This window comes from Cellulosimicrobium sp. TH-20 (genome assembly GCF_002105775.1).
Taxonomy (GTDB): domain Bacteria; phylum Actinomycetota; class Actinomycetes; order Actinomycetales; family Cellulomonadaceae; genus Cellulosimicrobium; species Cellulosimicrobium funkei.
This window is the reverse complement of record NZ_CP020857.1, coordinates 3989717-4012264: the sequence shown is the minus strand read 5'-3', so window position 1 is coordinate 4012264 and position 22548 is coordinate 3989717. Positions and strand designations below refer to the sequence as shown.

23 protein-coding genes and 3 tRNA genes are annotated in these 22548 nt (G+C 75.6%); 16 read left to right on the top strand and 10 right to left on the bottom strand.

The window, feature by feature from the left end; all coding sequences use genetic code 11:
* The first annotated feature begins 26 nt into the window (after positions 1-26).
* The 4 genes from B8281_RS17975 (at position 27) to htpX (ending at position 3651) form a co-directional block, all read left to right on the top strand.
* Positions 27-299, top strand: a complete 273-nt coding sequence (locus tag B8281_RS17975; RefSeq protein ID WP_021482523.1) for a WXG100 family type VII secretion target — start codon at positions 27-29, stop codon at positions 297-299.
* Between the two features lie 131 nt (positions 300-430).
* Positions 431-904: an LpqN/LpqT family lipoprotein gene (locus tag B8281_RS17970; protein WP_085388420.1), complete on the top strand. Its 474-nt coding sequence runs from the start codon at positions 431-433 to the stop codon at positions 902-904.
* Between the two features lie 217 nt (positions 905-1121).
* Positions 1122-2534, top strand: coding sequence for an FAD-dependent oxidoreductase (locus tag B8281_RS17965; protein WP_085388419.1), 1413 nt, complete (start codon positions 1122-1124; stop codon positions 2532-2534).
* Positions 2535-2766: 232 nt separating this feature from the next.
* Positions 2767-3651, top strand: a complete 885-nt coding sequence (htpX, locus tag B8281_RS17960) for a zinc metalloprotease HtpX (protein WP_021483666.1) — start codon at positions 2767-2769, stop codon at positions 3649-3651.
* A 44-nt stretch (positions 3652-3695) separates the two neighbouring features.
* On the opposite strand, the gene B8281_RS17955 is transcribed toward htpX, so the two are convergent.
* The 3 genes from B8281_RS17955 to rarD are packed head-to-tail and all read right to left on the bottom strand — an operon-like array spanning position 3696 to position 6265.
* Entirely contained in the window at positions 3696-4670 is a 975-nt protein-coding gene (locus tag B8281_RS17955; RefSeq protein ID WP_085388418.1) for an HAD family hydrolase, read from the bottom strand.
* A gap of 6 nt (positions 4671-4676) precedes the next feature.
* Positions 4677-5171, bottom strand: coding sequence for a YajQ family cyclic di-GMP-binding protein (locus tag B8281_RS17950; RefSeq protein WP_085388417.1), 495 nt, complete (start codon positions 5169-5171; stop codon positions 4677-4679).
* Between the two features lie 56 nt (positions 5172-5227).
* The gene (gene rarD / locus B8281_RS17945) at positions 5228-6265 is read right to left on the bottom strand and encodes an EamA family transporter RarD (RefSeq protein WP_085388416.1); all 1038 of its coding nucleotides are present in this window, start codon (positions 6263-6265) and stop codon (positions 5228-5230) included.
* A gap of 130 nt (positions 6266-6395) precedes the next feature.
* Between rarD and B8281_RS17940 the strand changes: the two genes are divergently transcribed.
* The 7 genes from B8281_RS17940 to B8281_RS17910 all read left to right on the top strand — a co-directional run bounded on the left by B8281_RS17940 (position 6396) and on the right by B8281_RS17910 (position 9805).
* A tRNA-Tyr gene (locus tag B8281_RS17940) sits at positions 6396-6477 on the top strand.
* Positions 6478-6642: 165 nt separating this feature from the next.
* A tRNA-Thr gene (locus B8281_RS17935) sits at positions 6643-6715 on the top strand.
* A 61-nt stretch (positions 6716-6776) separates the two neighbouring features.
* Positions 6777-6853, top strand: a tRNA-Met gene (locus B8281_RS17930).
* A gap of 134 nt (positions 6854-6987) precedes the next feature.
* A complete protein-coding gene (gene rpmG, locus B8281_RS19580) occupies positions 6988-7110 on the top strand; it encodes a 50S ribosomal protein L33 (RefSeq protein ID WP_157759591.1) in 123 nt (40 codons plus the stop codon).
* A gap of 28 nt (positions 7111-7138) precedes the next feature.
* Positions 7139-7597: a MaoC family dehydratase N-terminal domain-containing protein gene (locus B8281_RS17920; RefSeq protein WP_085388415.1), complete on the top strand. Its 459-nt coding sequence runs from the start codon at positions 7139-7141 to the stop codon at positions 7595-7597.
* Positions 7594-8028, top strand: a complete 435-nt coding sequence (locus tag B8281_RS17915) for a MaoC family dehydratase (protein ID WP_085388414.1) — start codon at positions 7594-7596, stop codon at positions 8026-8028. Before B8281_RS17920 ends, B8281_RS17915 begins: the two co-directional genes overlap by 4 nt.
* 247 nt (positions 8029-8275) lie before the next feature.
* Positions 8276-9805, top strand: a complete 1530-nt coding sequence (locus B8281_RS17910) for a Tat pathway signal sequence domain protein (protein ID WP_085388413.1) — start codon at positions 8276-8278, stop codon at positions 9803-9805.
* A 9-nt stretch (positions 9806-9814) separates the two neighbouring features.
* On the opposite strand, the gene B8281_RS17905 is transcribed toward B8281_RS17910, so the two are convergent.
* Complete coding sequence (locus B8281_RS17905) at positions 9815-10957, bottom strand: LacI family DNA-binding transcriptional regulator (RefSeq protein WP_085388412.1); 1143 nt, start codon at positions 10955-10957, stop codon at positions 9815-9817.
* A gap of 72 nt (positions 10958-11029) precedes the next feature.
* On the opposite strand from B8281_RS17905, the gene B8281_RS17900 reads away from it, so the two are divergent.
* The 3 genes from B8281_RS17900 (at position 11030) to B8281_RS17890 (ending at position 15224) form a co-directional block, all read left to right on the top strand.
* Complete coding sequence (locus tag B8281_RS17900; RefSeq protein WP_085388411.1) at positions 11030-12634, top strand: MFS transporter; 1605 nt, start codon at positions 11030-11032, stop codon at positions 12632-12634.
* Positions 12631-13944 (top strand): MFS transporter, encoded by a 1314-nt coding sequence (locus tag B8281_RS17895; protein ID WP_085388844.1) that lies wholly within the window; start codon positions 12631-12633, stop codon positions 13942-13944. Before B8281_RS17900 ends, B8281_RS17895 begins: the two co-directional genes overlap by 4 nt.
* Positions 13945-14006: 62 nt before the next feature.
* Positions 14007-15224 carry a UDP-N-acetylmuramate dehydrogenase gene (locus B8281_RS17890; protein WP_085388843.1) on the top strand — a complete coding sequence of 406 codons (1218 nt, stop codon included), beginning with the start codon at positions 14007-14009 and terminating at the stop codon, positions 15222-15224.
* A gap of 19 nt (positions 15225-15243) precedes the next feature.
* Here B8281_RS17890 and B8281_RS17885 read toward each other — a convergent pair whose 3' ends face one another.
* From B8281_RS17885 to B8281_RS17875, 3 genes are all read right to left on the bottom strand, one after another.
* Positions 15244-16224 (bottom strand): L,D-transpeptidase family protein, encoded by a 981-nt coding sequence (locus tag B8281_RS17885; RefSeq protein ID WP_232322612.1) that lies wholly within the window; start codon positions 16222-16224, stop codon positions 15244-15246.
* A gap of 167 nt (positions 16225-16391) precedes the next feature.
* Positions 16392-16787 carry a GntR family transcriptional regulator gene (locus B8281_RS17880; RefSeq protein ID WP_085388410.1) on the bottom strand — a complete coding sequence of 132 codons (396 nt, stop codon included), beginning with the start codon at positions 16785-16787 and terminating at the stop codon, positions 16392-16394.
* On the bottom strand, positions 16780-17745 hold the full coding sequence (locus B8281_RS17875) for a hypothetical protein (RefSeq protein ID WP_085388409.1): 966 nt from the start codon (positions 17743-17745) through the stop codon (positions 16780-16782). The genes B8281_RS17880 and B8281_RS17875 overlap by 8 nt, the downstream gene beginning before the upstream one ends.
* Positions 17746-17872: 127 nt before the next feature.
* Here B8281_RS17875 and B8281_RS17870 point away from each other — a divergent pair, with 127 nt between their 5' ends.
* Together B8281_RS17870 and B8281_RS17865 are read left to right on the top strand one after the other, a co-directional pair.
* Complete coding sequence (locus B8281_RS17870) at positions 17873-19201, top strand: hypothetical protein (RefSeq protein WP_085388408.1); 1329 nt, start codon at positions 17873-17875, stop codon at positions 19199-19201.
* A 64-nt stretch (positions 19202-19265) separates the two neighbouring features.
* Positions 19266-19667 (top strand): hypothetical protein, encoded by a 402-nt coding sequence (locus tag B8281_RS17865; protein WP_085388407.1) that lies wholly within the window; start codon positions 19266-19268, stop codon positions 19665-19667.
* Between the two features lie 72 nt (positions 19668-19739).
* Here the strand turns inward: B8281_RS17865 and B8281_RS17860 are convergent, their stop codons facing one another.
* The 3 genes from B8281_RS17860 to B8281_RS17850 are packed head-to-tail and all read right to left on the bottom strand — an operon-like array spanning position 19740 to position 22446.
* On the bottom strand, positions 19740-20414 hold the full coding sequence (locus B8281_RS17860) for a response regulator transcription factor (RefSeq protein ID WP_034654727.1): 675 nt from the start codon (positions 20412-20414) through the stop codon (positions 19740-19742).
* Positions 20411-22087, bottom strand: a complete 1677-nt coding sequence (locus B8281_RS17855; protein ID WP_232322611.1) for a cell wall metabolism sensor histidine kinase WalK — start codon at positions 22085-22087, stop codon at positions 20411-20413. Before B8281_RS17855 ends, B8281_RS17860 begins: the two co-directional genes overlap by 4 nt.
* Entirely contained in the window at positions 22084-22446 is a 363-nt protein-coding gene (locus B8281_RS17850; RefSeq protein ID WP_085388406.1) for a hypothetical protein, read from the bottom strand. Before B8281_RS17850 ends, B8281_RS17855 begins: the two co-directional genes overlap by 4 nt.
* Between the last annotated feature and the right edge of the window lie 102 nt (positions 22447-22548).

Below are 22548 nucleotides of genomic sequence, written 5' to 3'. Positions count from 1 at the left end.
GGGTCGAGACACAGAAGGAGAACACCATGGCTGGTGGCATGTGGGGCGCGAACGTCGAGGAGCTCCGTGGGCTCGGTCAGACGCTGCAGCAGAAGGCGGACGAGATCCGGACGACGATGCAGAACCTGAACTCCCAGATCCAGAGCGTGCCGTGGGAGGGCCCCGACGCCCAGCAGTTCAAGGGCAGCGACTGGCCGGCCGCGCAGACGCAGCTGAACAACGTCGCGCAGACGCTGACGGACGCGGGCCAGAAGGCCACGCAGAACGCGCAGCAGCAGGAGCAGGCTTCGAACAGCTGATCCGGCTGAGCTCCGCCGAGGGCGCGGGACCCCGAGAGGGTCCCGCGCCCTCGGCGTACACGCGTCCGGCGTCGGGTGCGAGACTGCTGACGCGCCCCGTGGCGCCCGCCCCCGACGAGAGGACCTGACGCATGACCGAGCTGCGCTACCCGAGCGACGACTTCCCCGCGCCCGTAGGGGTGCGCGTGGTCGCGCCGGAGAGGTGGGTCCCGCTCCCGCACGTGGGCCTGCCGCTCGCGCTCGGCCGCGAGGTCGACCCGGGGGAGTTCAACCCGAACGTCATCGTCACGGTGTCGCGGATCCGGGCGGAGCAGACGCTCGACGACGCGCACGCCGAGGTGCTCCGCAAGCTCCGGCCGATGCCGCGCCTGCGCGAGCTCGACGGCGGCGAGGTGGACGTCGACGGCCTGCCGGGGCGCTGGTTGGAGGCGTCGTTCAAGGGGGGCGGGGGCATTGTCCTCGTGCAGGCGGTGCGCACGGTCGTGGTCCCGCGCGGCCCCGTGGCCGACCTCGTGCAGACGACCGGGACGTGCACGCTGACCCAGCACCCGTGGGCCGCGGCGGAGATCCGCGCGGTCCAGGAGAGCCTCCGCGTCGACCGCTGACCCCCGGCGTTACATTCGCCCGGACCGCAAGACGGGGTATCCAGCAGGCGAGACCGGTGTCAGGCTGGTCACGGAGGAGAGGGCCCGAGTGAGGCAACCCTCACCCCAGTCGTACAATCGAGAGGTCTCCTGCGGCCGGTACCCACCGGTCGACGCGGAACGGCCCGTCGGCCGCGCGGGAGAGACCCCCGTCCTCGACCGGAAGGCGCCCTGTCCTGTGAGCAGCATCCGTCCACTGCGCGTCGCGATCGTCGGCGCTGGTCCCGCCGGGATCTACGCCGCGGACATCCTGTCCAAGACCGACCTCGACGTGAGCATCGACCTGTTCGAGCGCCTGCCCGCGCCGTTCGGCCTCGTGCGCTACGGCGTCGCGCCGGACCACCCGCGCATCAAGCAGATCATCGTCGCGCTCCACAAGGTGCTGAGCCGCGGCGACATCCGCCTGCTCGCGAACGTGGACTACGGCGTCGACCTCAAGCTGGACGACCTGCGCCAGTACTACGACGCGGTGATCTTCTCGACCGGCTCGATCCGCGACGCGGCGCTCCCGATCGAGGGCATCGACCTCCCGGGCTCCTACGGCGCGGCGGACTTCGTGTCCTGGTACGACGGCCACCCCGACGTCCCGCGCACGTGGCCGCTCGAGGCCGAGCAGGTCGCGGTCCTCGGTGCTGGTAACGTCGCGCTCGACGTCGCCCGCGTGCTCGCGAAGCACGCGGACGACCTGCTGCCGACCGAGGTCCCGCAGAACGTCTACGAGGCGCTCAAGGCGTCGCCGGTCACCGACGTGCACGTCTTCGCCCGCCGCGGCCCGGCGCAGGCCAAGTTCTCGCCGCTCGAGCTGCGCGAGCTGGGCCACGTCCCGGACGTCGACGTCATCGTCTACCCCGAGGACTTCGAGTTCGACGAGGGCTCGATGGCCGCCATCAGCTCCTCGAACCAGACGAAGCAGGTCGTCAAGACCCTCACCGACTGGACGCTCAAGGACCCGAGCGAGAACACGGCGTCGCGCCGTCTGCACCTGCACTTCCTCCACGCGCCGTCGGCCGTCCTCGGCGACGGCAAGGTCGAGGCGCTGCGGACCGAGCGCACGCGCCTCAACGGCGACGGCACGGTCTCCGGGACCGGCGAGTTCCACGAGTGGCCCGTCCAGGCCGTGTACCGCGCGGTCGGCTACTTCGGCTCGCCGCTCCCGGAGATCCCCTTCGACGAGCTCAAGGGCGTCATCCCCAACCGCGAGGGCCGCGTCGTCGACATCGACGGCGAGCACCTCCCCGGCGTCTACGCGACGGGATGGATCAAGCGCGGCCCCGTGGGCCTCATCGGGCACACGAAGTCCGACGCGTCCGAGACCGTCCGGCACCTCGTCGAGGACGTCACGGGCGCGGGTGACGGCGGCGACGTCGCGGCGGCCGACCTCACGGCGGGCCGCGTCGCGCCGCTCGGCGAGCCCGAGGCCGTCCTGGACTTCCTGCGCGAGCGCGGCGTCGACCCGATCGAGTGGTCGGGCTGGGAGCTCCTGGACGCCTACGAGCGCTCGCTCGGCGAGCCGCACGGGCGCGAGCGCATCAAGGTCGTGCCGCGCGAGGACATGATCCGTGTCGCGCGCGGACAGTCGCAGGCCGGCTGACCCGGCCCCGGCCGCACGCCCGACGGCGCCCCACCCGCACCCGGGTGGGGCGCCGTCGTCGTCCCTGGGCCCTCCAGGGGTCGCCGTCGCCCCGGTGTCCGACGCCGTCGCCCCGCCCGGGAACGGGACGGTCGCCTCGGGCGTTCATCCAGGTGGGCGTCGGCAGGGTCGGCGCCCGTCGGGCGCCCGGCACACCGCGCGGGCGGGCCCGGGGCGCGGAAGGGAGCACAGCGTGGGGCGTCAGCACTTCAACGGTCTCAAGACGGCAGGCCTGTTCGGCGTCATGTGGGCCATCGTCCTGGGCCTGTGGGCCCTGTTCGGCGCGCGCGCGAACCTGCTGTGGGTGTTCGTCGGCATCGGCCTCGTCACGACGTTCTACGGCTACTGGAACTCCGACAAGATCGCCATCCGCGCGATGCACGCGCGCCCGGTGAGCGAGCTCGAGCAGCCCGCCATGTACCGCATCGTGCGCGAGCTCTCGACCGAGGCGCGCCAGCCGATGCCGCGCCTGTACGTCTCGCCCACCCAGGCGCCCAACGCGTTCGCGACGGGTCGCAACCCGAAGAACGCGGCCGTGTGCTGCACCGAGGGCATCCTGCGCCTCCTCGACGAGCGCGAGCTGCGCGGTGTCCTCGGGCACGAGCTCATGCACGTGTACAACCGCGACATCCTCACGTCGTCGGTCGCGGGCGCTCTCGCCGGGGTCATCACGTCGCTCGCGCAGTTCCTGCTGATCTTCGGCGGCGACCGCGACCGCGGCGGCAACCCGCTCGCGGCGATCGCCATGGTGGTCCTGGCGCCGATCGCGGCGATGCTCGTGCAGCTCGCGATCTCGCGCACGCGCGAGTACGACGCGGACGAGGACGGCGCGAAGCTCACCGGCGACCCCCTCGCGCTCGCGTCCGCGCTGCGCAAGCTCGACGCCGGGACGCAGCGCGCCCCGCTGCCCCAGAACCGCGACCTCGTCGACGTCTCGCACCTCATGATCGCCAACCCGTTCCGCGGCGCGGGCGTCGGCAAGATGTTCGCGACCCACCCGCCGATGGCGGAGCGCATCAAGCGCCTCGAGGCGATGGCCGGCCACGGCCCGGGCTACGGCGGCATCACCTACCACTGACCGGCGCGCACCGGAGTGCGGGGCCTGGAGCCCGGTGGCCGTGCTCAGCGGGCCGTCGACGTCCTCCTCGGCGCGCGGCGCAGGGCCTCGACGGCGTCGAGCAGGACGCGCGCGACGCCGTCGTCGTCGTTCGAGCCCGTGCGGTCGGTCGCCGCCGCGAGCACGTCGGGGTGCGCGTTCGCGACGGCGAACGAGCGCCCCGCCCAGCGCAGCATGGGCAGGTCGTTGGGCATGTCGCCGAACGCCCAGACGTCGCGCGGATCGACGCCCAGGCGCGCGCACCAGCGCGCGAGCGCGGCGTCCTTGGTGACCGTGGGGGCGAGCAGCTCGGCGAGCCCCGCCGCGCCGGAGTAGGCGAGGTGGGCGCGGTCCCCGACGGCGGCGCGCACGCGCGCGAAGAACGTCTCCTGCGCCGTCGTCTGCCCGTCCGCGACGACGACCGGCTGCGTCGCGGGGGAGTCCTCGACGGGCACGGCGGGGTCGCGCGCGAGGATCTTGCCGACCGGCTGCCGCGTCGCGCCGCCCGGCGCGGCGCCGGGGCCGAGCGTCGTCTCGACCACGGCGACGACGTCGGCGTCGTCGTCCGGCGTGGAGCGGAAGCCCGGGTCGAACGTGGGGCCGTCGACGCGCTCGAACGCGAGGGCGATACCCGGGACGGCGGTGCGCAGGTCCGCGACGAGCGCTGCCGCGTGGCCGTCCGCGAACCCGACCACGTCGAGCGGGCTCGCGGTCGCGAGGTCCCAGACGGCGGCCCCGCCGAGGCAGATGACGTGCCCGTGCCCGCCCACGACGTCGGCCAGCGCGCCGAGCCAGCGCGGCGGCCGGGCGGTGACGAACACCACCTCGACGCCCGCGTGCTCGGCCGCGCGCAGGGCCGAGCGGGTGCGCTCCGAGACGGTGCCGTCGGAACGCAGGAGCGTGCCGTCGAGGTCCGTCGCGACGACGCGCGGGAGCCCGCTCGACGACGCGGCGGGACGGCCCGGCGCGACCGGGCGCGGGCCGCCGCCGGGCAGGGTCATGGCGAGCTACCGGTAGTTGACGAACTGCAGCGCGACGTCGAGGTCGGCGCCCTTGAGCAGCGCGATGACGGTCTGGAGGTCGTCGCGCGACTTGCTCGTCACGCGCACCTCGTCGCCCGTGATCTGGGTCTTCACGGCCTTGGGGCCCTCGTCGCGGATGATCTTGGTGATCTTCTTCGCGTTCTCGCTCGACAGGCCCTCCTTGAGGGTCGCGACGAGGCGGTACTCCTTGCCCGACGCCTTGGGCGCCTTGTCGCCCGTGTCGAGGGACTTGAGCGAGATGCCGCGCTTGATGAGCTTGGTCTCGAACACGTCGAGGATCGCGAGCACGCGCTCGGCCGAGTTGGCGACCATGACGATCGTCTCGCCGCTCCAGGCGATGGAGGCGCCGACGTTGCGGAAGTCGTAGCGCTGCGAGACCTCCTTGGCGGCCTGGTTCAGCGCGTTGTCGACCTCCTGGCGGTCGACCTTGCTGACGATGTCGAACGACGAGTCGGCCATGGGTGGTCCTCTCTCGGGCCGGGAACGGTGCTGGGTCCCACCGTAGTCGAGCGTGCTCAGCGACGGGCCGCGAGGCGCGTCGCCCGGGCGGTGCGCAGGCCGTCGACCGACAGCACGACGAGCGCGAGCCAGACGAGCCCGAAGCCCGCCCACCGCGTCGGCGACATGGGCTCGTGGAACACGAGCAGGCCGAACAGGAACTGCAGCGCGGGGCCCAGGTACTGCAGGAGGCCGACGACGCTCAGCGGCAGCCGCCGGGCGGCCGCGCTGAACAGCAGCAGCGGCAGGGCCGTGACGATCCCGGCGGAGGCGAGCAGCAGCGCGTGCCCGACGCCCTCGGTGCCGAACGTGCCGGCTCCCGTGGCGCCCAGCCACCCGAGGTAGACGAGCGCGACGGGCGTGAGCACCGCCGTCTCGACGGCGAGCCCCGGGAGCGCCTCGACGGTGCGGCCCACGCGGTTCTTCACCAGGCCGTAGAGGCCGAACGAGCCGGCGAGGACGAGCGCGATCCACGGCAGGCCGCCGGCACCGGTGCTGATGACGACGACGGCGGCCGCGCCGACGCCGACCGCGACCCACTGCGCGGGCCGCAGCCGCTCGCGCAGGACCGCCACGGCGAGGAGCACGGTGACGAGCGGGTTGATGAAGTACCCGAGCGCGGCGTCCAGCACGTGGCCGGAGAGGACGCCGTACACGTAGACCGTCCAGTTCGTCACGATGAGGACGGCGGCGACGGCGAGCGTCCCGAGCGTCTGGGGCGACCGGAGGGCGGCGACGAAGCCCCCGAGCTGGCGTGTCGCGGCGAGCAGCACGAGACAGAAGAGCAGGCTCCACACGACGCGGTGGGCGATGATCTCGAGCGGTGCGGCCGGCTCCAGGAGCGGGAAGTACAGGGGCATCGCGCCCCAGAGGAAGAACGCGCCGGCACCGAGCAGCAGGCCCCAGCGGTCCGTCGGGGCGGGTGCGCCGCGGTCCGTGCCCGACGGCGCGGGTGCCGAGGCGTCGGACGGTGCGGCGGGGACGGACGGGGCGTCGGGGGGCGCGGGCGTCCCGGTGCCGGGGAGGTGGTCCGGCGCGGGGGAGGGGTGGGTCACCGCACCACTGTACGGAGGGGCGCCCACACGCGGATTTCGCACCTGGTCCGCTCGGGCTGTATCGTTGGCTCGCCCGCACGGCAGGGGCTGCACCTGGTGCAGCGACCACCGGCGAGCGACAACTCCACACGGCAGGTTGCCCGAGCGGCCAAAGGGATCTGACTGTAAATCAGACGGCTCAGCCTTCGGGGGTTCGAATCCCTCACCTGCCACCGGAGCGACGGGGCGTCACCCACGGGTGGCGCCCCGTCGTCGTGCCGGTCCGGTGCGTGGGGCGTGCCCCGCGAGCGCGTCCCGGGCACGGTCCGACGGCCCGGAAACGGCGGAACGACGCCGATTTCTCTCGGCGCCATGTTCCGTGTAGAGTTTTCCGCGCTGCCCCGATAGCTCAGTCGGCAGAGCGTCTCCATGGTAAGGAGAAGGTCAAGGGTTCGATTCCCTTTCGGGGCTCTGTGGTGACGCGGGGTCGTCTTGCTGGAATACTGCAAGGCGACCTCGCGTTCAGTCACGCGGCGGGGTAGCTCAGATGGTTAGAGCGCACGACTCATAATCGTGAGGTCGCGGGTTCGATCCCCGCCTCCGCTACCACTTTCGACAACCTCGTACGGCGGCCGGCGTCGTGCGACCTGCACAGCACATGCGCCCTCCGGAGGCGCGAGAGGTGGCTCACTACCGTGGCAAGCAAGAGCGCTGACGTTCGCCCCAAGATCACGCTGGCCTGCGTGGACTGCAAGGAGCGCAACTACATCACGAAGAAGAACCGTCGCAACGACCCGGACCGCCTGGAGCTCGCGAAGTTCTGCCCGCGCTGCGGCAAGCACACCGCGCACCGCGAGACCCGCTGAGCCTCCGGCTCCGCACCCGCGACCCGCAGTGAGCGTCAACCTGGCCTACGTTGGCCGCGAGTACCCCGCCAACGCGCCGTACTCGGTGGGGCGCGAGAAGCTGCGCGAGTTCGCGGGCGCCGTCGGCGCCACCCACCCCGTGCACCACGACCTCGTGGCGGCGCGGGGTGCTGGCTATCCGGACCTCGTCGCACCTCCGACCTTCGCGGTCGTCGTCGCCCAGCGGGCGGAGGGGCAGCTCATCGAGGACCCGGAGGCGGGCATCGACTTCTCGCGCGTCGTCCACGCGGACGAGCGCTTCACGCACCACCGGCCGATCGTCGCGGGCGACGAGCTCGTGACCGTGCTGCACGTGGACTCGATCGTCGAGCGAGCCGGCCTCGCGATGGTCACCACGCGCTGCGAGATCGCGGCCCTGTCCGACGGCGGCACCGAGCCCGTCGCGACCGTCACCTCGACCCTCGCCGTCCGCGGGGAGGGCGCATGAGCACCGGCGTCACCCGTCCCGTCCTCGCCGACCTCGCCGTCGGCGACGTGATCGGCACGCGCACGGTCGAGGTCGACCGCGCCCGCCTCGTGCGGTACGCCGGTGCGAGCGGCGACTTCAACCCCATCCACTGGAACGACGCGTTCGCGGCCGAGGTCGGCCTGCCGGGCGTCATCGCGCACGGCATGTTCACCATGGGTGCCGCCGTCGCGCTGGTGGAGGACTGGGCCGGCGACCCGGGCGCGGTCGTCGACTACCAGACCCGGTTCACGCGCCCTGTGCCCGTGCCGAACCCGGGCGTCGCGACGCTCGAGGTGACGGGCACCGTCGGCGCGATCGACGCCGAGGCGGGCACCGTCCGTGTCGACCTCACGGTCATCTTCGAGGGCGCACGCGTGCTCGGCAAGACGCAGGCTGTCGTCCGCCTCTGACCTGCGGTCGCCCTGGGCGACCATGCGCTCCTGACGCCACGAGGGCGCCGCACCCGGCCGGGTGCGGCGCCCTCGTCGTCGTCCCGCGTCCCACCCGCTCCGGGCGAACCACATCTCCTGTCCGGGCATGAGCCGCAGCCAGGGAGGCGGGCTGGAACCCGCGCCTGACCCGCGTGGGACCCCTTTCGCCGTGAGAGCGCTCCCACTATGGTGGGTCGCGCCACTCACGACGTCGAAGGAGACGCTCATGACCCAGCACGGCGGCCGCTCTGGACGGCCCGACCTCACCGCGCACGACCCCGGTCCCGCTCGCGGCGTCGACCGACGCACCGTCCTCGCCCTCGGTGGCGCGCTCGCGCTCGCGGGGCTGACGGCCGCCCCGGCCGCGGCGACGAGCACCGGTCCGCTGCCCGCCGCAGGCGATCTCGGGCGGGGTGCGCCCGGCGTCCCGGCGCGGGGCCGCGCGGCGTCGGTCCGGCGCGCCCACGGCTTCCTCGCCGCGGCGACCGACGCCTACCCGGAGGTGAACCCCGGCCCGCGGCTCGCGCAGTCCTACGCGGACCAGCTCGGGCTGTTCTCCACCGCGTTCGTCTACGACAACGCCCTCGCGATCCTCGCGACGCTCACCGCCGGGCGACGCCACCTCGACCGCGCGCGGGCGCTCGGCGACGGGCTCGTGTTCGCGCTCGAGCACGACCCCGACCACGACGACGGCCGGCTCCGGCAGGCGTACAACGTCGGTCCCTACACCTTCTACGACGGCACGCCGCAGGAGCACGGGCTCGTGCTCCCCGACGGGACGGCGAACGTCGGGTGGCAGTTCGGCTTCCTCGGGACGGCGGTCGGGGACATGGCCTGGCCGGGCATCGCCCTGCTGCACCTGCACGCCGTGACGCGCGAGCGACGCTACCTCGACGCCGCCCGGCGGATCGGCGAGTGGATCGTCGCGAACACGTGGTCGCAGGCGCCCCTCGGCGGGTTCTCGTTCGGCGTGGACGGCGCGAACGTCCCGATCCCCAACGGCTCGACCGAGCACAACGTCGACTGCGTCGCGTTCTTCCGCCAGCTCGGGTCCGTGACGCGCGACCGGCGCTGGAGCCGTGCGGCCGAGCACGCGCGCGCGTTCGTCGACCGCATGTGGGAGCCCGACGGCGGCTACCTCTACACCGGCACGAACGACGGCACCGAGATCAACCGGGACCCGCTCCCGCTCGACCCGCAGACGTGGGGGTGGCTCGCGCTGCGCGAGCGGCGCTACGCCCGTGCCCTGGACTGGGCGGACGACGCGCTGGCCGCGCGCGACGTCGCGGGCGAGGGGGTGTCGCAGCTCCCGGCGGGCACGGTCGTCGAGGGCGTGACGTTCTCGAGCGCGAGCCTCACGTCGACGGCCTCGTACAACGACCTGCCGGTGCACCCGCAGGGCGTGTGGCTGGAGGGGACGGCGCAGCTCGCGTCGGCGCTCGCGGACCGCGGGGCACGCGGGCGGGGGAGTCGTCACGACCGGCGGCGGGGACGCCGGGGCTGCGAGCGGGACGACGACCGGGTCCGCGCCGAGGGCCTGCTGCGCGAGGTCCAGGGCGTGCAGGAGGGCGTCGGCGCCGGTCAGACGATCGGGGGCGCGCCGCTGCCCGAGCGCGCGGGCGTCGTCGCGGCGTCGAGCCTGCTCGACTCGGGGTTCGGGTTCGGGTACTTCCAGGTCCAGCACGTCGGCGCGACGTCGTGGTACCTGCTCGCCGCGGCGCGCGCGAACCCGCTCCAGCCGGGCCGGCTGGGCTGACGCGGGCGCTCAGGTGGTGGGGGCGGCGCCCGTCGTCGTCCCCACCACGAGCTCGACGTCGAGCTCGACCGTGGTGGGCGCCTCGCCCGCGAGCTGGCGGATGACGGCCAGCCCGAGCTCGGCGCCCTTGCGCGCGAGCGGCTGGTGCACGCTCGTCAGCACGTCGGGGGCCAGCCACGGGAGGTCGAGCCCGTCGAACCCCGCGACCGAGACGTCGTCGGGCACGCGCAGCCCGAGCTCGCGCGCGGCGAGCAGCGCGCCCGCCGCGAGGAGGTCGGAGTGGGCGATGACGGCGGTCGGCCGGGTCGCGGGGTCGGCCGGCTCGGTCGTCCCGTCGGCCGCGGTGCGGCCGAGCAGGGCGAGCGTGGCGGACCGGCCGTGCTCGACGAGCGAGGCCTCGGTCTCCCAGCTCGCGACCGGCTCGACGACGTCGCGCACGCCCGCGAGGCGGTTGGCTGTCGGGGTGCGGTCCACCTGGGCGAGCCGCGCGGCGTCGAGCGGTCCGCTGCGGTCGGACGTGTCGAGGGGGAGCGAGACCTCGGCGATGCGCGTGTGCCCGAGCTCGACCAGGTGCCGCACGGCGTCCGCGGTGCCCGCGCGGTCGTGGATGAGGACGAGCGGGGCGCCCTCGACGGGGCGGCCCTCGCCGACGACGACGGGCACGCCGCGCCGCTGGAGCGCGGCGAGCGTCGCGTCGTCCGTACCGACGCCCCACACGAGCACCGCGACGTCCATGGCCGCGCTCTCGACGAGCGGGTCGACGGCGCGTGCGGGGTCGTCGGACGGGATGCCGGGGATGAGCAGCACGCCGAGGCCGTTCTCGCCCAGGGTCGAGACGAGGCCGTCGAGCACCTGGACGGCGACCGGGTCGCGGAACGCGCGGCGGAGCTGGTCGCCGACGACGACCCCGACGACGCCCGACCGGCCGGAGCGGAGCTGGCGGCCCAGCGGGTTCGGTCCGGTGTACCCGAGCTCCTTCGCGGCGTCGAGCACGCGCGCGCGGGTCTCCGGGGTGATCGGCCCGGCGCCGGAGAACGCGAGCGACGCCGTCGAGACGGAGACCCCCGCGAGCTCGGCGACCTTGGCGAGCGTGGGCCGGTGAGCCGGCGCGGCGGGCGCCGCGGGCTCCCGGTTCCCGGGGGTGTCGCTCATCACGCTCCCTGCCTCCCGCGGGCGCGGGATTCTCGATTGACGCGCGGCCAGCGTACCCGCACACTGGTGACCATGCCTCGAATCGATTCGAAGCGCACTCTCGTCCGTCGGATCGAATCGATTCGAGGAGGTGCTGCGCAGTTCCCGTCCGGCCCCGGGTCCGACGCCCGCGCCCTGGCCAGGGCCCGCTGGGTGCTCCTCGGGGTGTTCGCGCTCAACGGCGTCATGATGTCGAGCTGGCTCGCGCGCCTCCCCTCCGTGCGCGACGCACTCGGCCTCGGCCCCGCAGACCTGGGCGTCGTGCTCCTCGCGGGCGCCGTCGGGGCGCTCCTCACGGTCACCGCGGCCGGACCCTTCGTCACGCGGTTCGGCGGCCGGGTCGCGTTCGCCGTCTCGGCGGGCCTGTTCGGCGTCGCGTTCCTCCTGCTCGGGCTCGGTCCCGCCACCGGGTCGGTCGCGCTCCTCGCCGCGGGCATCTTCGTCAACGGCATGGCGTTCTCGCTCGGCAACGTGCCGATGAACGTGGAGAGCGCGGGCATCGAGCGGCGCGTCGGGCGCACGATCCTGCCCCAGTTCCACGCCGCGTTCTCCGTCGGCGCCGTCGTCGGCTCGCTGGTCGGCGCGGCGTGCGCGCACGCCGAGGTGCCCGTCGTCGTGCAGTTCGTCGCGACCGGGGTCGTGGCCACCGTGTGGCGGCTCGCCGCGATCCCCGCCACGGTCCACGACACCCTCCCGACGCGGACCCCCGCGCCCGGCACAGCGGCGCCGGCCCCGGTCGACGCGCTCGGCGACGCCGTCGTCGACGTCGAGACGGCGGGCCTGCGCGCGCGCCTCGCCCGGCGCGGTGCCCGGCTCGGCGCCGCGCTGTCGGCATGGCGCGAGCCGCGCACGCTGCTCATCGGGCTCGTCATCCTCTCGGCCGCGCTCTCCGAGGGCTCCGCCAACGACTGGCTGTCCCTCGCCGTCGTGGACGGGTTCGCCCAGACCGAGGCCGTCGGCGCGGTCGTCTTCGGCACGTTCGTCGCCGCCATGACCGTGATGCGCCTCGCGGGCACGCGCCTCATCGACCGGTTCGGCCGCGTCACCGTGCTCCGCGCGTCGGGCGTGGCGTCGATCGCCGGTCTCGTGCTGTTCGGGTTCGCGCCGACGCTCCCGCTCGCGGCCGTCGGGGTCGTCCTGTGGGGCTTCGGCGCCGCGCTCGCGGTGCCCGTCGGGATCGCCGCGGCGTCCGACGAGCCCCTGCGGGCCGCGAGCCGTGTCTCGGTCGTGTCGGCGTTCTCCTCGATGGCGTCGCTCGCCGCCCCGCCGCTCCTCGGTCTCGCCGCCGAGGCGATGGGCGCGCGCCACGCGCTCGTCCTCATCGTCGCCGCGATGGTCCTCAGCGTCCTCCTCGCGCGCCAGGTCGCACCCCTGGGCACCGCCGCCGCCCGTGCGGCGCGCCCGGCGTGCGGCACCGACGACGCCGCACCCGTCGCGGTGCAGGATGGTCCGGTGGACGTCCTGACCCCCGGCGCGCACGCCCCGGACGCCGTGGGCGGCCCCGCCCTGGCCGACGGCGCCCGTCGTCGCCGCCCGTGGCGCAGCGTCCGCGCGGGGTCCTCCGCCACCGCCCACCGGGCCGCGTCCCGCCGCCCCCGCACCCGCCCGTCGCACCGCCGCGAGGAGACCTCCGCGTGACCACCGCCCGCCCCGACCGCCGCGTCGTCGCCCTCGCCACCTGGTCCGTCTTCGCGGTCTTCTTCCTCAACGGGTTCAACTTCGCGACGTGGGCCTCCCGCCTGCCCGCGGTGCGGGACTCGCTCGGCTTCACCGAGGCGCAGATGGGCCTCCTGCTGCTCTTCATGGCGGTCGGGTCGCTGCTCGCGCTGCCGCTGTCCGGGATGGTCGTCCAGCGGCTCGGTGCCTCGAAGGCCGTGACGGTCTTCGCCGTGACCAACGTCGTCGGTCTCGTCACCGCGGTCACGGGCGTCGCGACGGGGGAGGACGTCGTCGTGCGCGTCGGTCTGTTCCTCGCCGGGATCGGCACCGGCGTGTGGGACGCCGCGATGAACCTCGAGGGCGCCGCCGTCGAGCAGCGGCTCGGCAAGGCGATCATGCCGCGCTTCCACGCCGGGTTCTCGTTCGGCACCATGGCCGGCGCCGGCGTCGGTGCGCTCATGGCCGCGCTCCACGTGCCGGTCCAGGCGCACCTCACGGCCGCCGTCGTGCTGAGCCTCGTCGGCGTCCTGTGGTCCGTGCGGTTCTTCCTCCCCGCGGGCCAGGTGGACCACGCGGTCGCCGACGCCGTCGAGGACGCCGCCGGCGCCGACCCCGCCGCCGCGGCCGGGAGCGGGGCGTCGCACGGGACGGGCAAGGACGCGCGCGGGGCCCTCAGCGCGTGGACCGAGCCGCGCACCCTCCTCATCGGCCTCGTCGTCCTCGCGGCCGCGCTCACCGAGGGCGCCGCGAACGACTGGGTGAGCCTCGCCGTCGTCGACGGGTTCGGCACGTCCGACGCCATGGGCGCCGTCGGCCTCGCCGTGTTCCTCACCGCCATGACCGGGATGCGCCTGCTCGGGACGGGCCTGCTCGACCGCTACGGCCGCGTCGCCGTCCTGCGCCTGGGCGCCGCGCTCGCGCTGCTCGGCCTGCTCGTGTTCACGCTGTCCCCGAACCTCTGGGTCGCGCTCGTCGGCGTCGTCGCGTGGGGCATGGGTGCGGCGCTCGGGTTCCCCGTGGGGATGAGCGCCGCGTCCGACGACCCGGCGCGCGCCGCCGTGCGCGTGAGCGTCGTCGCGACGATCGGGTACTCCGCGTTCTTCATGGGGCCGCCGCTCATCGGCTTCCTCGCCGAGCACGTCGGCTACCGCGGGGCGCTCCTCGTGATCGCCGTGCCCGTCGTCGTCGGCCTGCTCGTCGTCGGCGCGACGCGACCGCTCCCCACGGCCGCCGGTGCCGCGGGCCAGCAGGCCGCCCAGGGCGCGGACCGCGCGGGGCGCGCCGACTGACGGGGAACCCGAACTACGCTGGACGGGTGACCTGCGAACCTGCCGCCCCCGTGGACCGTGACCTGCCCGAGATCGTCGGGACCGCCCCGGGGCTGCGTCCCGAGGCCGTCGGGACGCCGTCGCTCGCCGAGCTGACGACGCTGCGCGTGGGCGGGCCGGCGGACCGGTACGTCGAGGCGCACAGCGAGGCGGAGCTGCTGGAGATCGTCCGGGCCGCCGACGAGGCGGGGGAGCCGCTCCTCGTGATCGGGGGAGGCTCGAACCTGCTCGTGGGCGACGAGGGTTTCGGCGGCGTCGTCGTGCGCGACCTGCGGCGCGGGATCACCGTCGACGCGGAAGACTCGTGCGGGGGCGCGAGCTTCCACGCCCCGGCGGGCCAGGACTGGGACGAGCTCGTGGCGCGCGCGGTCGCGGAGGAGTGGGTCGGGGTCGAGGCGCTGTCGGGCATCCCGGGCACCGTGGGCGCGGCGCCGGTCCAGAACATCGGCGCGTACGGGCAGGACGTCGCGGGCGTGGTCTCGACCGTGCGGGTCTGGGACCGCGCGCGCTCGCGGGTGCGCACGCTCGCCCTGGGCGAGCTCGCGTTCGGCTACCGGACGTCGCTGCTCAAGCGCAGCATGCACGTGGACGCCGGCGCCGGGTCCGACGACGACGGCCCCTGGTACCCGTCGCCCCGCTACGTCGTGCTCGACGTGGGCTTCCAGGCGCGGCTCGGGTCGTTGTCGGCGCCGGTCGCGTACCCCGAGCTGGCACGCACGCTCGGCGTCCAGGTCGGGGACCGCGCGCCGAGCGCGGACGTGCGCGCCGCGGTGCTCGCTCTGCGCGCGCGCAAGGGCATGCTGCTCGACGGCGTCGGCCCCGACGTCGACCCCGCGGCGGGGCCCGACCACGACCGTTGGAGCGCCGGGTCGTTCTTCACGAACCCCGTCGTCCCGGCCGAGCAGGCGGACCTGCTCCCGGCCGAGGCCCCGCGGTACCCGGTCCGCACGGCGACGCCGACCCGGACGACCGGCCCGAGCCTCGGCGAGATCGACCCGACGCTCGTGAAGACGTCGGCCGCGTGGCTCATCGAGCACGCGGGCTTCACCAAGGGGTTCGGCGTGCAGGGCCCGTCGAGCCTCGCGCGGCTGTCGACGAAGCACACGCTCGCGCTGACGAACCGCGGCGGGGCGAGCGCGGAGGACGTCGTCGAGCTCGCGCGCGCGGTGCGCGACGGCGTCGTCGAGGCGTTCGGCGTCGAGCTCGTGCCGGAGCCGGTGCTCGTCGGCGTCGCGCTCTGACGCGCCCGACGCGCGGGGCTCAGTAGACGAGGACCGTGGTGCCGGGGTCGGCGCGCCAGGTGTCCCAGAGCCAGTTCATCGCCGAGTTCGCGACGCGGACGCACCCGTGCGACGCGGGCCACGGCGGGATCGACCCCGAGCCGTGCACCGCGATCCCTCCGGTGAAGAACTTGGGGCGCCACATGTCGCCGAGCTCGAGGCTGGACGAGTGGTTCCCGTCGACCTGCCGGCCCACCTGGAACGTGCCGCGCGGCGTGCTCGCGCGGTAGGTGCGCCCCTTCGCCTCGTACGACTCGCCGTTCCCGGACGACGCGTTGACCACCGTGACGACGCGACCGTCCTCGACGGCGAGCAGGAGCTGACGGTCGAGGTCGATCTCGACGACCTTGCCCGACCCGCTGCGCGGCTGCGGCGTGACACCCTCGTCGAGCGCGGCCTGGGTCGCCGGCCCGACGACGCCGTCGCGCGAGAGGCCCGCCGCCTTCTGCAGGGCCCACACGGCCTGCTGGGTGCCGCCGCCGAAGTCGCCGTCGGGCGCGCCGATGAAGTAGCCGAGGTCGGCGAGGCGCTGCTGGAGGGCGACCACCCGCTCGCCGGTCGCCCCGCGCGCGAGCTCGACCGGCTCGGGCGGGGCCTCGGGCGTCGGCTCCGGCGTGGGCTCGGCGGCGGGCGGCGGCGTGCTGGGCTCAGGCGTCTCGGTGGGCGTCGGCTCGGGCTCGGGCGTCTCGGTGGGGGTGGGCTCCGGGGCCGTGGTGGGCGCGGACGGGCTCGGGCTCGTCGGCTCCGGCGAGGCCGGGCTCTCGGAGGCCGACGGCGTCCGCCCGGGCTCCATGTCCGGCAGGCCCGCCTGGCAGCCCGCGAGAGCCAGCGCGGCGGCGAGCGCAGGCACGACGGCGCGCGCGACCGCCCGCCGGACGGGCCCGTGGCGGCGCGGTGCCGCCGTCGGTCGCGCGCCGGGCGCGGGTGCGGTCACGGTCGAGCGGACGGTTCCCTGCTCCACCTGGTCCCCCTTCGTCTGCCGCGGCGTCGCCGCGATGGTCCATCATGCGCCGTCCGCCGCGCCCGGTCGGACGACGGCGCCGGTTCTCGGCGGATCGTGACCCGGTCGTGACGCACGGTCTGTGCCGGTGGTCCGTGCCGGTGGTCCGTGCCGGTCGGTGCCGGTGGTCAGTGCGGCGCGCCCCGGTCCGGGCGGTGCGCGTCGAGCAGCGCGCCGCGCAGGACGTCGACGATCGCGTCGTCCGACAGCCCGGCCTCGCGGCCGGTGCGCACGAGCTCGTGCGCGGCGTGGCGCGCGGCGACGTCCGTGGGGGAGACGCCGTCGGCCACGACGGTCCCGGCCCGGCGACGCGTCGTGACGACCCCGGCCGCCTCGAGCTCCCGGTAGGCGCGGGCCACCGTCCCGGGGGCGAGACCGAGGTCCGTCGCGAGCGCGCGGATCGTGGGGAGGCGGTCCCCGACGCGCAGCCGCCCGGCCGCGACGTGCGCGACGACCTGGCTCCGGATCTGCTCGTACGGGGCGAGGCCGGTGCGCAGGTCGATCTCGACGCGCAGCTCACCCATCGCGACGCCCGTGCCCCGCGGACGCCGGGGCGGCGACCTCCGCGTCGGGGTCGGGCGCGGGACGCACGCCGACGGCGACCGCCACGAGGGCGATCACGACGGCGACGACCACGAGCACGACCGCCCCGGGGTAGCCCGCCCGGGCGGCGGCGTTCGCACCGTAGGCGAGCGTGCCGGCCGCGGTGAGCCCGAGCGCGAGCTGGGTGCCGCGCAGGACGCGGTGCGCGGACGCGCGGCGCAGCGCGAGGTCCCACCCGGGCTCGACGCGCGGGACGGCGGGGCGGCGCGCGACCAGCCGGAGCACGCCCTCCGCGCCGGCCACGAGCAGCACCCCGCCGGCGGCGAGCCACGCGCCGTAGAACCACCCGGGGTAGGGGCCGGCTGTGGACGTGACGTCGCCCAGCACGCGCGTCACGGACCGCCCGTCCGCCCCGGCGGTGAGGCCGCCGACGACGGTGAGCACGAGCACGAGGGCACCGAGGGCCCAGGTGAGGCGGCGCAGGCCGCGCGGCGCGACGTCGGACACCGTGCGCGGGCGCAGCGTGGCCGCCCGGACCGCCGTGCGCTGGCGCGGCCAGGTGCGCTCGCCGACGGCGTGCGCCCCGAGGAACGCCAGGCCGACGAGCGCGGGGGAGAGCCCCACGAGCACGCCCTCCGCGAGGCCGCCGACGGCGGTCGCCACGGCCTGCACGAGGACGGCGCCCACGAGCGCGGCGGCGGTCGCCGCGGCGACGCTGACGGTCGTCGCGTGCCGTCGGGCGGCGCGCCGCACCGGGTCGCCGTCCGCGAGCCCGTGCAGGGCGGGTGCCGGCTCGCGCGTCAGCGCGCGCACGGCGAGCACGACGAGGGCGCCGACGCCCGCGAGCGCGGCGAGGGCGACGACGCTCCACAGCAGGTCGTACGCGGCGGGGAAGAACAGATCGACCCCGTCCGGCTCCTCGGAGACACTTTGTATCAACACATCGATACATTCCCACGGACCCGCCCGCGGGTCAAGGGTGGCCGGGCGGCCTGGTGCAGACTCGATGAGAGGACTCTCATCGCGCTCTCACCCCCGTTCCACGCGCGCACGGTGCCCTGGGCGCATGACGATCGCCCCCGCCGTCCCCGACCAGCGCGCCTGGCTCGACCTGCTCACCGGTCCCGACGCGGGCGGCCTCCTCGACGCGGCGCTCGGGGCCGACGGCGCCGCGCTCGGCACGTGGCGCGTGCACCAGGTGCACGCGCGCCCCGGCGCGGAGGTCACCGTCGGGTACGACGTCGTCGCGCGCCGCACGCTCCCGGCGCGGCCCGGCGGGGCGGTGGCGACCGTCGACGCGACCGCGTACCTGCTCGCCACGACGGCGCCCCTGCCGCCCGACGCCGTCGGGCCGGGCGTCGCGCGCCTGGAGGACGGGCCGCGCGTCGTGCACGTGTGGCGGCACCCGGCCGACCCGGCGCTGCCAGCGCTCGCCGCGGCGTGCGACGCACCCGGGCTCACGCGCCGCCTGGACGACGCGGGCGTGCTCGCCCCGGGCGAGTCCGTCGAGTCCGTGGCGATGGTCGCCTACCGGCCGCTGCGGCGCGCGGTGCTCCGCGTCCGGACGCCCTCCCGCACGCTCTACGTCAAGGTCGTCCGGCCCGGCCGGGCGCGCGCGCTCGCGCGCCGCCACGACCTCCTCCAGGACGGGGCCGTGCGCGCCCCGCGGTGCCTCGCCCGGGACGACGACGGCCTCGTGGTCCTCGAGGAGGCGCGCGGCCCGTCGCTCGCGCAGCACCTCGCGGCGTCGGGGCCGGCCGCGCAGCCCGACGCGATCGACCCGCGCGAGCTGCTCCGTGCGCTCGACGCGCTGCCGGAGCGCGCGACGACGCTGCGCCGTCGACCCGCGTGGGCGGAGCGCGTGGAGCACTACGCGACGTCGGCGCTCGCGGTCCACGGGCTCGACGCCGGGCGGGTGCGGCGCGTGGCGCGCGCGGTCGGGGACGCGGTCGCGACGCGCGACCCGGGCCCCGTCGTCGCGACGCACGGCGACTTCTACGAGGCGAACGTCCTGCTCGCCGCGGGCGCGGACGCCGTCGACGTCCCGGGGGCGACGGCCCGGCCGCGCGTGGCCGCGCTGCTCGACGTGGACACGCTCGGGCCGGGCCACCGCGTGGACGACCTCGCGTGCCTGGTCGGGCACCTCGCCGTCCTGCCCGCGCTCGCGCCGACCGTGTACGGGGGCGTGGGCGGGCTCGTCGAGCGGTGCCTCGCGGTGTTCGGGACCGCCGTCGACCCGGCGGGCCTGCGCGCCCGGGCCGCGGGCGTCGTGCTGTCCCTCGTGCCGGGCGCGGGCTCGCGCGAGCTCGCGGAGGCCTGGCTCGCGGTCGCCGACGGGCTGCTGCCGGTTCCTGAGAGCACTCTCATGACGACCTCCTCGGCCTCTCACGCGTGAGCGGGAGGCTCGAGACCTGCACGGCCGAGGGGTCGTGCGCACCATCGGACGAAGGAGAAGCACCATGAAGGCACGCAGCGCATGGATCGTCACCGGGGCGCTCGGCGCGGTCGGTCTCGGGGCCACGATGGCCGCCGCCCAGGGCGCGCTCGACGCCCCCGACGAGGCGGTCGTCTCCCCGTCGGTCGAGGTGACGACGTCCGACGCCGCGACGGCCGCGACGGCCGGGGCGACCGCGTCGGCCACCCCGAGCCCGACGGACGTCCAGAACGGGACGTCGATCACGACGGTCACCGCGGGCTCCGCGAACACGTCCGCGTCGCCCACGAAGGCGGCCTCCGCCGTGACGAGCCAGACGGCGAACACCGCGAGCACCGCCCCGACGGCCGACACCGCGGGCACCGCGCAGACGGCGAGCACGCCGGCCAGCCCGGTGACCCCGCCGTCGCCGCAGTCCGCGACCTGACCGGGCCCGGGCCTCGCCGCCCGCGCCCGCACGACGCCCGCCCCGGCCTCCGGGGCGGGCGTCGTCGTCGGTTCAGGAGCGCCGTGGCGCGTCCGCGAGGCGGTAGCCCATCCCGCGCACGGTGACGAAGTGCTCCGCGCCGAGCTTGTTGCGCAGGTACCGCACGTACACGTCGACGACGTTGGAGCCGGGGTCGAAGTCGTACCCCCACACGCGCGACAGGAGCTGCTCGCGGCTGAGGACCTGCCCGGGGTTGCGCAGGAACGCCTCGGCGAGCGCGAACTCGCGCGCGGAGAGGTCGACCTCGCGGTCCGACGTCCGGGCCCGCCGCGTGCGCAGGTCCAGGCTCAGCGCGCCGTGCGTGAGCACCGTGACCTCGCCCGCGGGCTCGCTGCGCAGTCGGAGCCGGATGCGCGCGAGGAGCTCCTCGAAGCGGAACGGCTTGGCCATGTAGTCGTCGGCGCCGCCCTCGAGCCCGGCGACGGTGTCCGTGACGGACGTGCGCGCCGTGAGGATGATGACGGGGATCGCGTTCCCGGTCTCCCGCAGCCGGCGCAGCACGGTGAAGCCGTCCTGGTCCGGCAGGCCGAGGTCGAGCACGAGGAGCGCGAAGTCGCCGCTGCTCGCGAGGTCGAACGCCTCGCGGCCCGTCGCGACCGTGGTGCTCGCGTAGCCCGCGGCGCGCAGCCCCTTGGCCACGAACGACGCGATGCGGGTCTCGTCCTCGGCGACGAGGATCTGGCTCACCGGGTGGTCCTTCCGTCGGGGTCGGTGTCGTTCTCGGTGCTGCTCTGGGTGCCGTTGTCGGTGCCGGTCCGGGTGCGGGTCTCGGAGCCCGACCCGGGGTCGTTCGGCCGCGCGTCCGGCGTGTCCGGCGGCAGCTCGGGGGTCGCGGCGGACGGCGCCGTGGGTGCGGTCGGCGCGGTGGCCCCGTACGGGGCCGCGGCGTCGCCGGCCGGCCCGGCGGCCTGCCCGGGGACCGGCACGAGCGGCAGGTCGAGCGTGAACGTCGACCCGACGCCGGGCGTCGAGGCGACGTGGACGCGGCCGCCGTGGCCGTCGGCGATCGCGGCGACGATCGCGAGCCCCAGCCCGGCGCCCTCGGGGTGCGCCGCGCCGGGCGTGGTGGCCTGCGCGAACCGCTCGAAGATCCGTTCCTGCTGCTCGGGGGCGATCCCGACGCCTTCGTCGCGGACCCAGACGCGCACGCGCGCGCCGTCGTCGGACACGGCCGAGCCGAGCGCGACGGCCGACCCGGGCGCCGAGAACTTCACCGCGTTGGCCGCGAGCTGGAGGAGCGCCTGCGTGAGGCGCTGCGCGTCGGCCCGCACCGCGACGTCCGCGCGCGCGTCGACGAGCCACCGCCGGTCGCCGAGCGTGCGGACCTTGTCGTGGACGTCGTCGAGCAGCCGTCCGAGGTCCGTGTCGAGGGGGCGCACGAAGTCCGGGCGCCCGGCGGTCGCGAGCGTCACGAGGTCGTCCACGAGGCGGTTCATGCGGTCGAGCTCGTCGAGCGCGAGGTCGCGCGTCTCGGTCGCGTCGGTCGCGTCGTGCGGGTCCATGAGCTCGAGGTGACCCCGCACCACGGTGAGGGGCGTGCGCAGCTCGTGCCCGACGTCGTCGATGAGCCGGCGCTGCGAGTCGAACGCGCCCTCGAGCCGGTCGAGCATGCCGTTCACGGTGCGGGACAGGTCGGAGAGGTCGTCGTTGCCCGTGACCGGGATCCGCGCGGAGAGGTCGGTCTCGCCGATGCGCTGCGCGGTGCGCGAGAGCGTGCGGATCGGGAGCAGGAGCCGGCCGGCCACGACCCAGCCGACGACGCCGATGAGCACGAGCGCGCCGAGCGCGACGACGGCGTACGTGCGGAAGACCTGGGCGAACTCGGCGTGCTCCGCCGAGCGGTCGTAGGCGAGGACGAGCGCCGCGGGGGGCCCGGCGCCGTCCGCCCCGGTCGCGCGCACAGGTGCGACGAGCGCGCGGTAGTCCGCGGTCGCCGTCCCGACCGAGCGCAGCACCACGTGGTCGCCCGCCACGAGCGGCGACAGCGCGGCGACGAGCTCGGCGTCCTCCTCGAGGCGCAGGCGCACGTCCTGCTGCGACACGAGCGGCGTGCGACCCTCGCGCAGCCCGAGCACGCCCTCGTTCTGGGCGGGCACGGTGAGCTGGATCGACGCGACGACGACGTCCTCGGCGGACCGGAACGGCTCGCCCGTCACGGGGTTCACGCCGGAGCCCGCGATCCGCCGGAGCTCGTTCGCGCTCCGCACGAGGCTCTCGTCGATGCGCGCGTCGAGCTGGCCGCGCTGCAGGAACCACGCCGCGCCGCCCGCGAGGAGCAGCGCGAGGGCGGACAGGCCGAGGAACGCCGCGAGCATCCGGGTGCGGACCGTGAGCCCCGCGCCGCGCGCCCGGCGCCTCACCCGTCGCCCCGGTCGGGGCCGTCGCGATCGTCGTCCTGGTCGTCGGTCGCGTCGTCGTCGGGGTCGTCGCCCGAGTCGTCGTCCGAGTCGTCGTCCCGGTCGTCGTCGCTCGACGGCGGGGCGGGCGTGACGCGGTCGTCGTCCGGGTCGCCGTCGCCGTCGTCGTCGCCGTCGTCGTCGGTCGGGCTGGGCGTGGGGGCCGGGGTCGTCGGGGTCGCGGCCGGGGGAGCGGGCGTCACGACGACGGCCACGCCGACGTCGCGGTCCTGCGGCCGCGCGGCGAGCGCGCCCGCCGCGGCGGCGCCGGCGAGGACGAGCACGAGCGCCCCCACGAGCCACGCGACGGTCCGGCGAGTCATGGACCCAGTATCGGAGAGCCGGATGAGACGCACATGAGAGTCCGCGCGACGAGCCGGGAGGACGTGTGTATCTTGATGTCAAGATTGTTGACGTCTAGATAC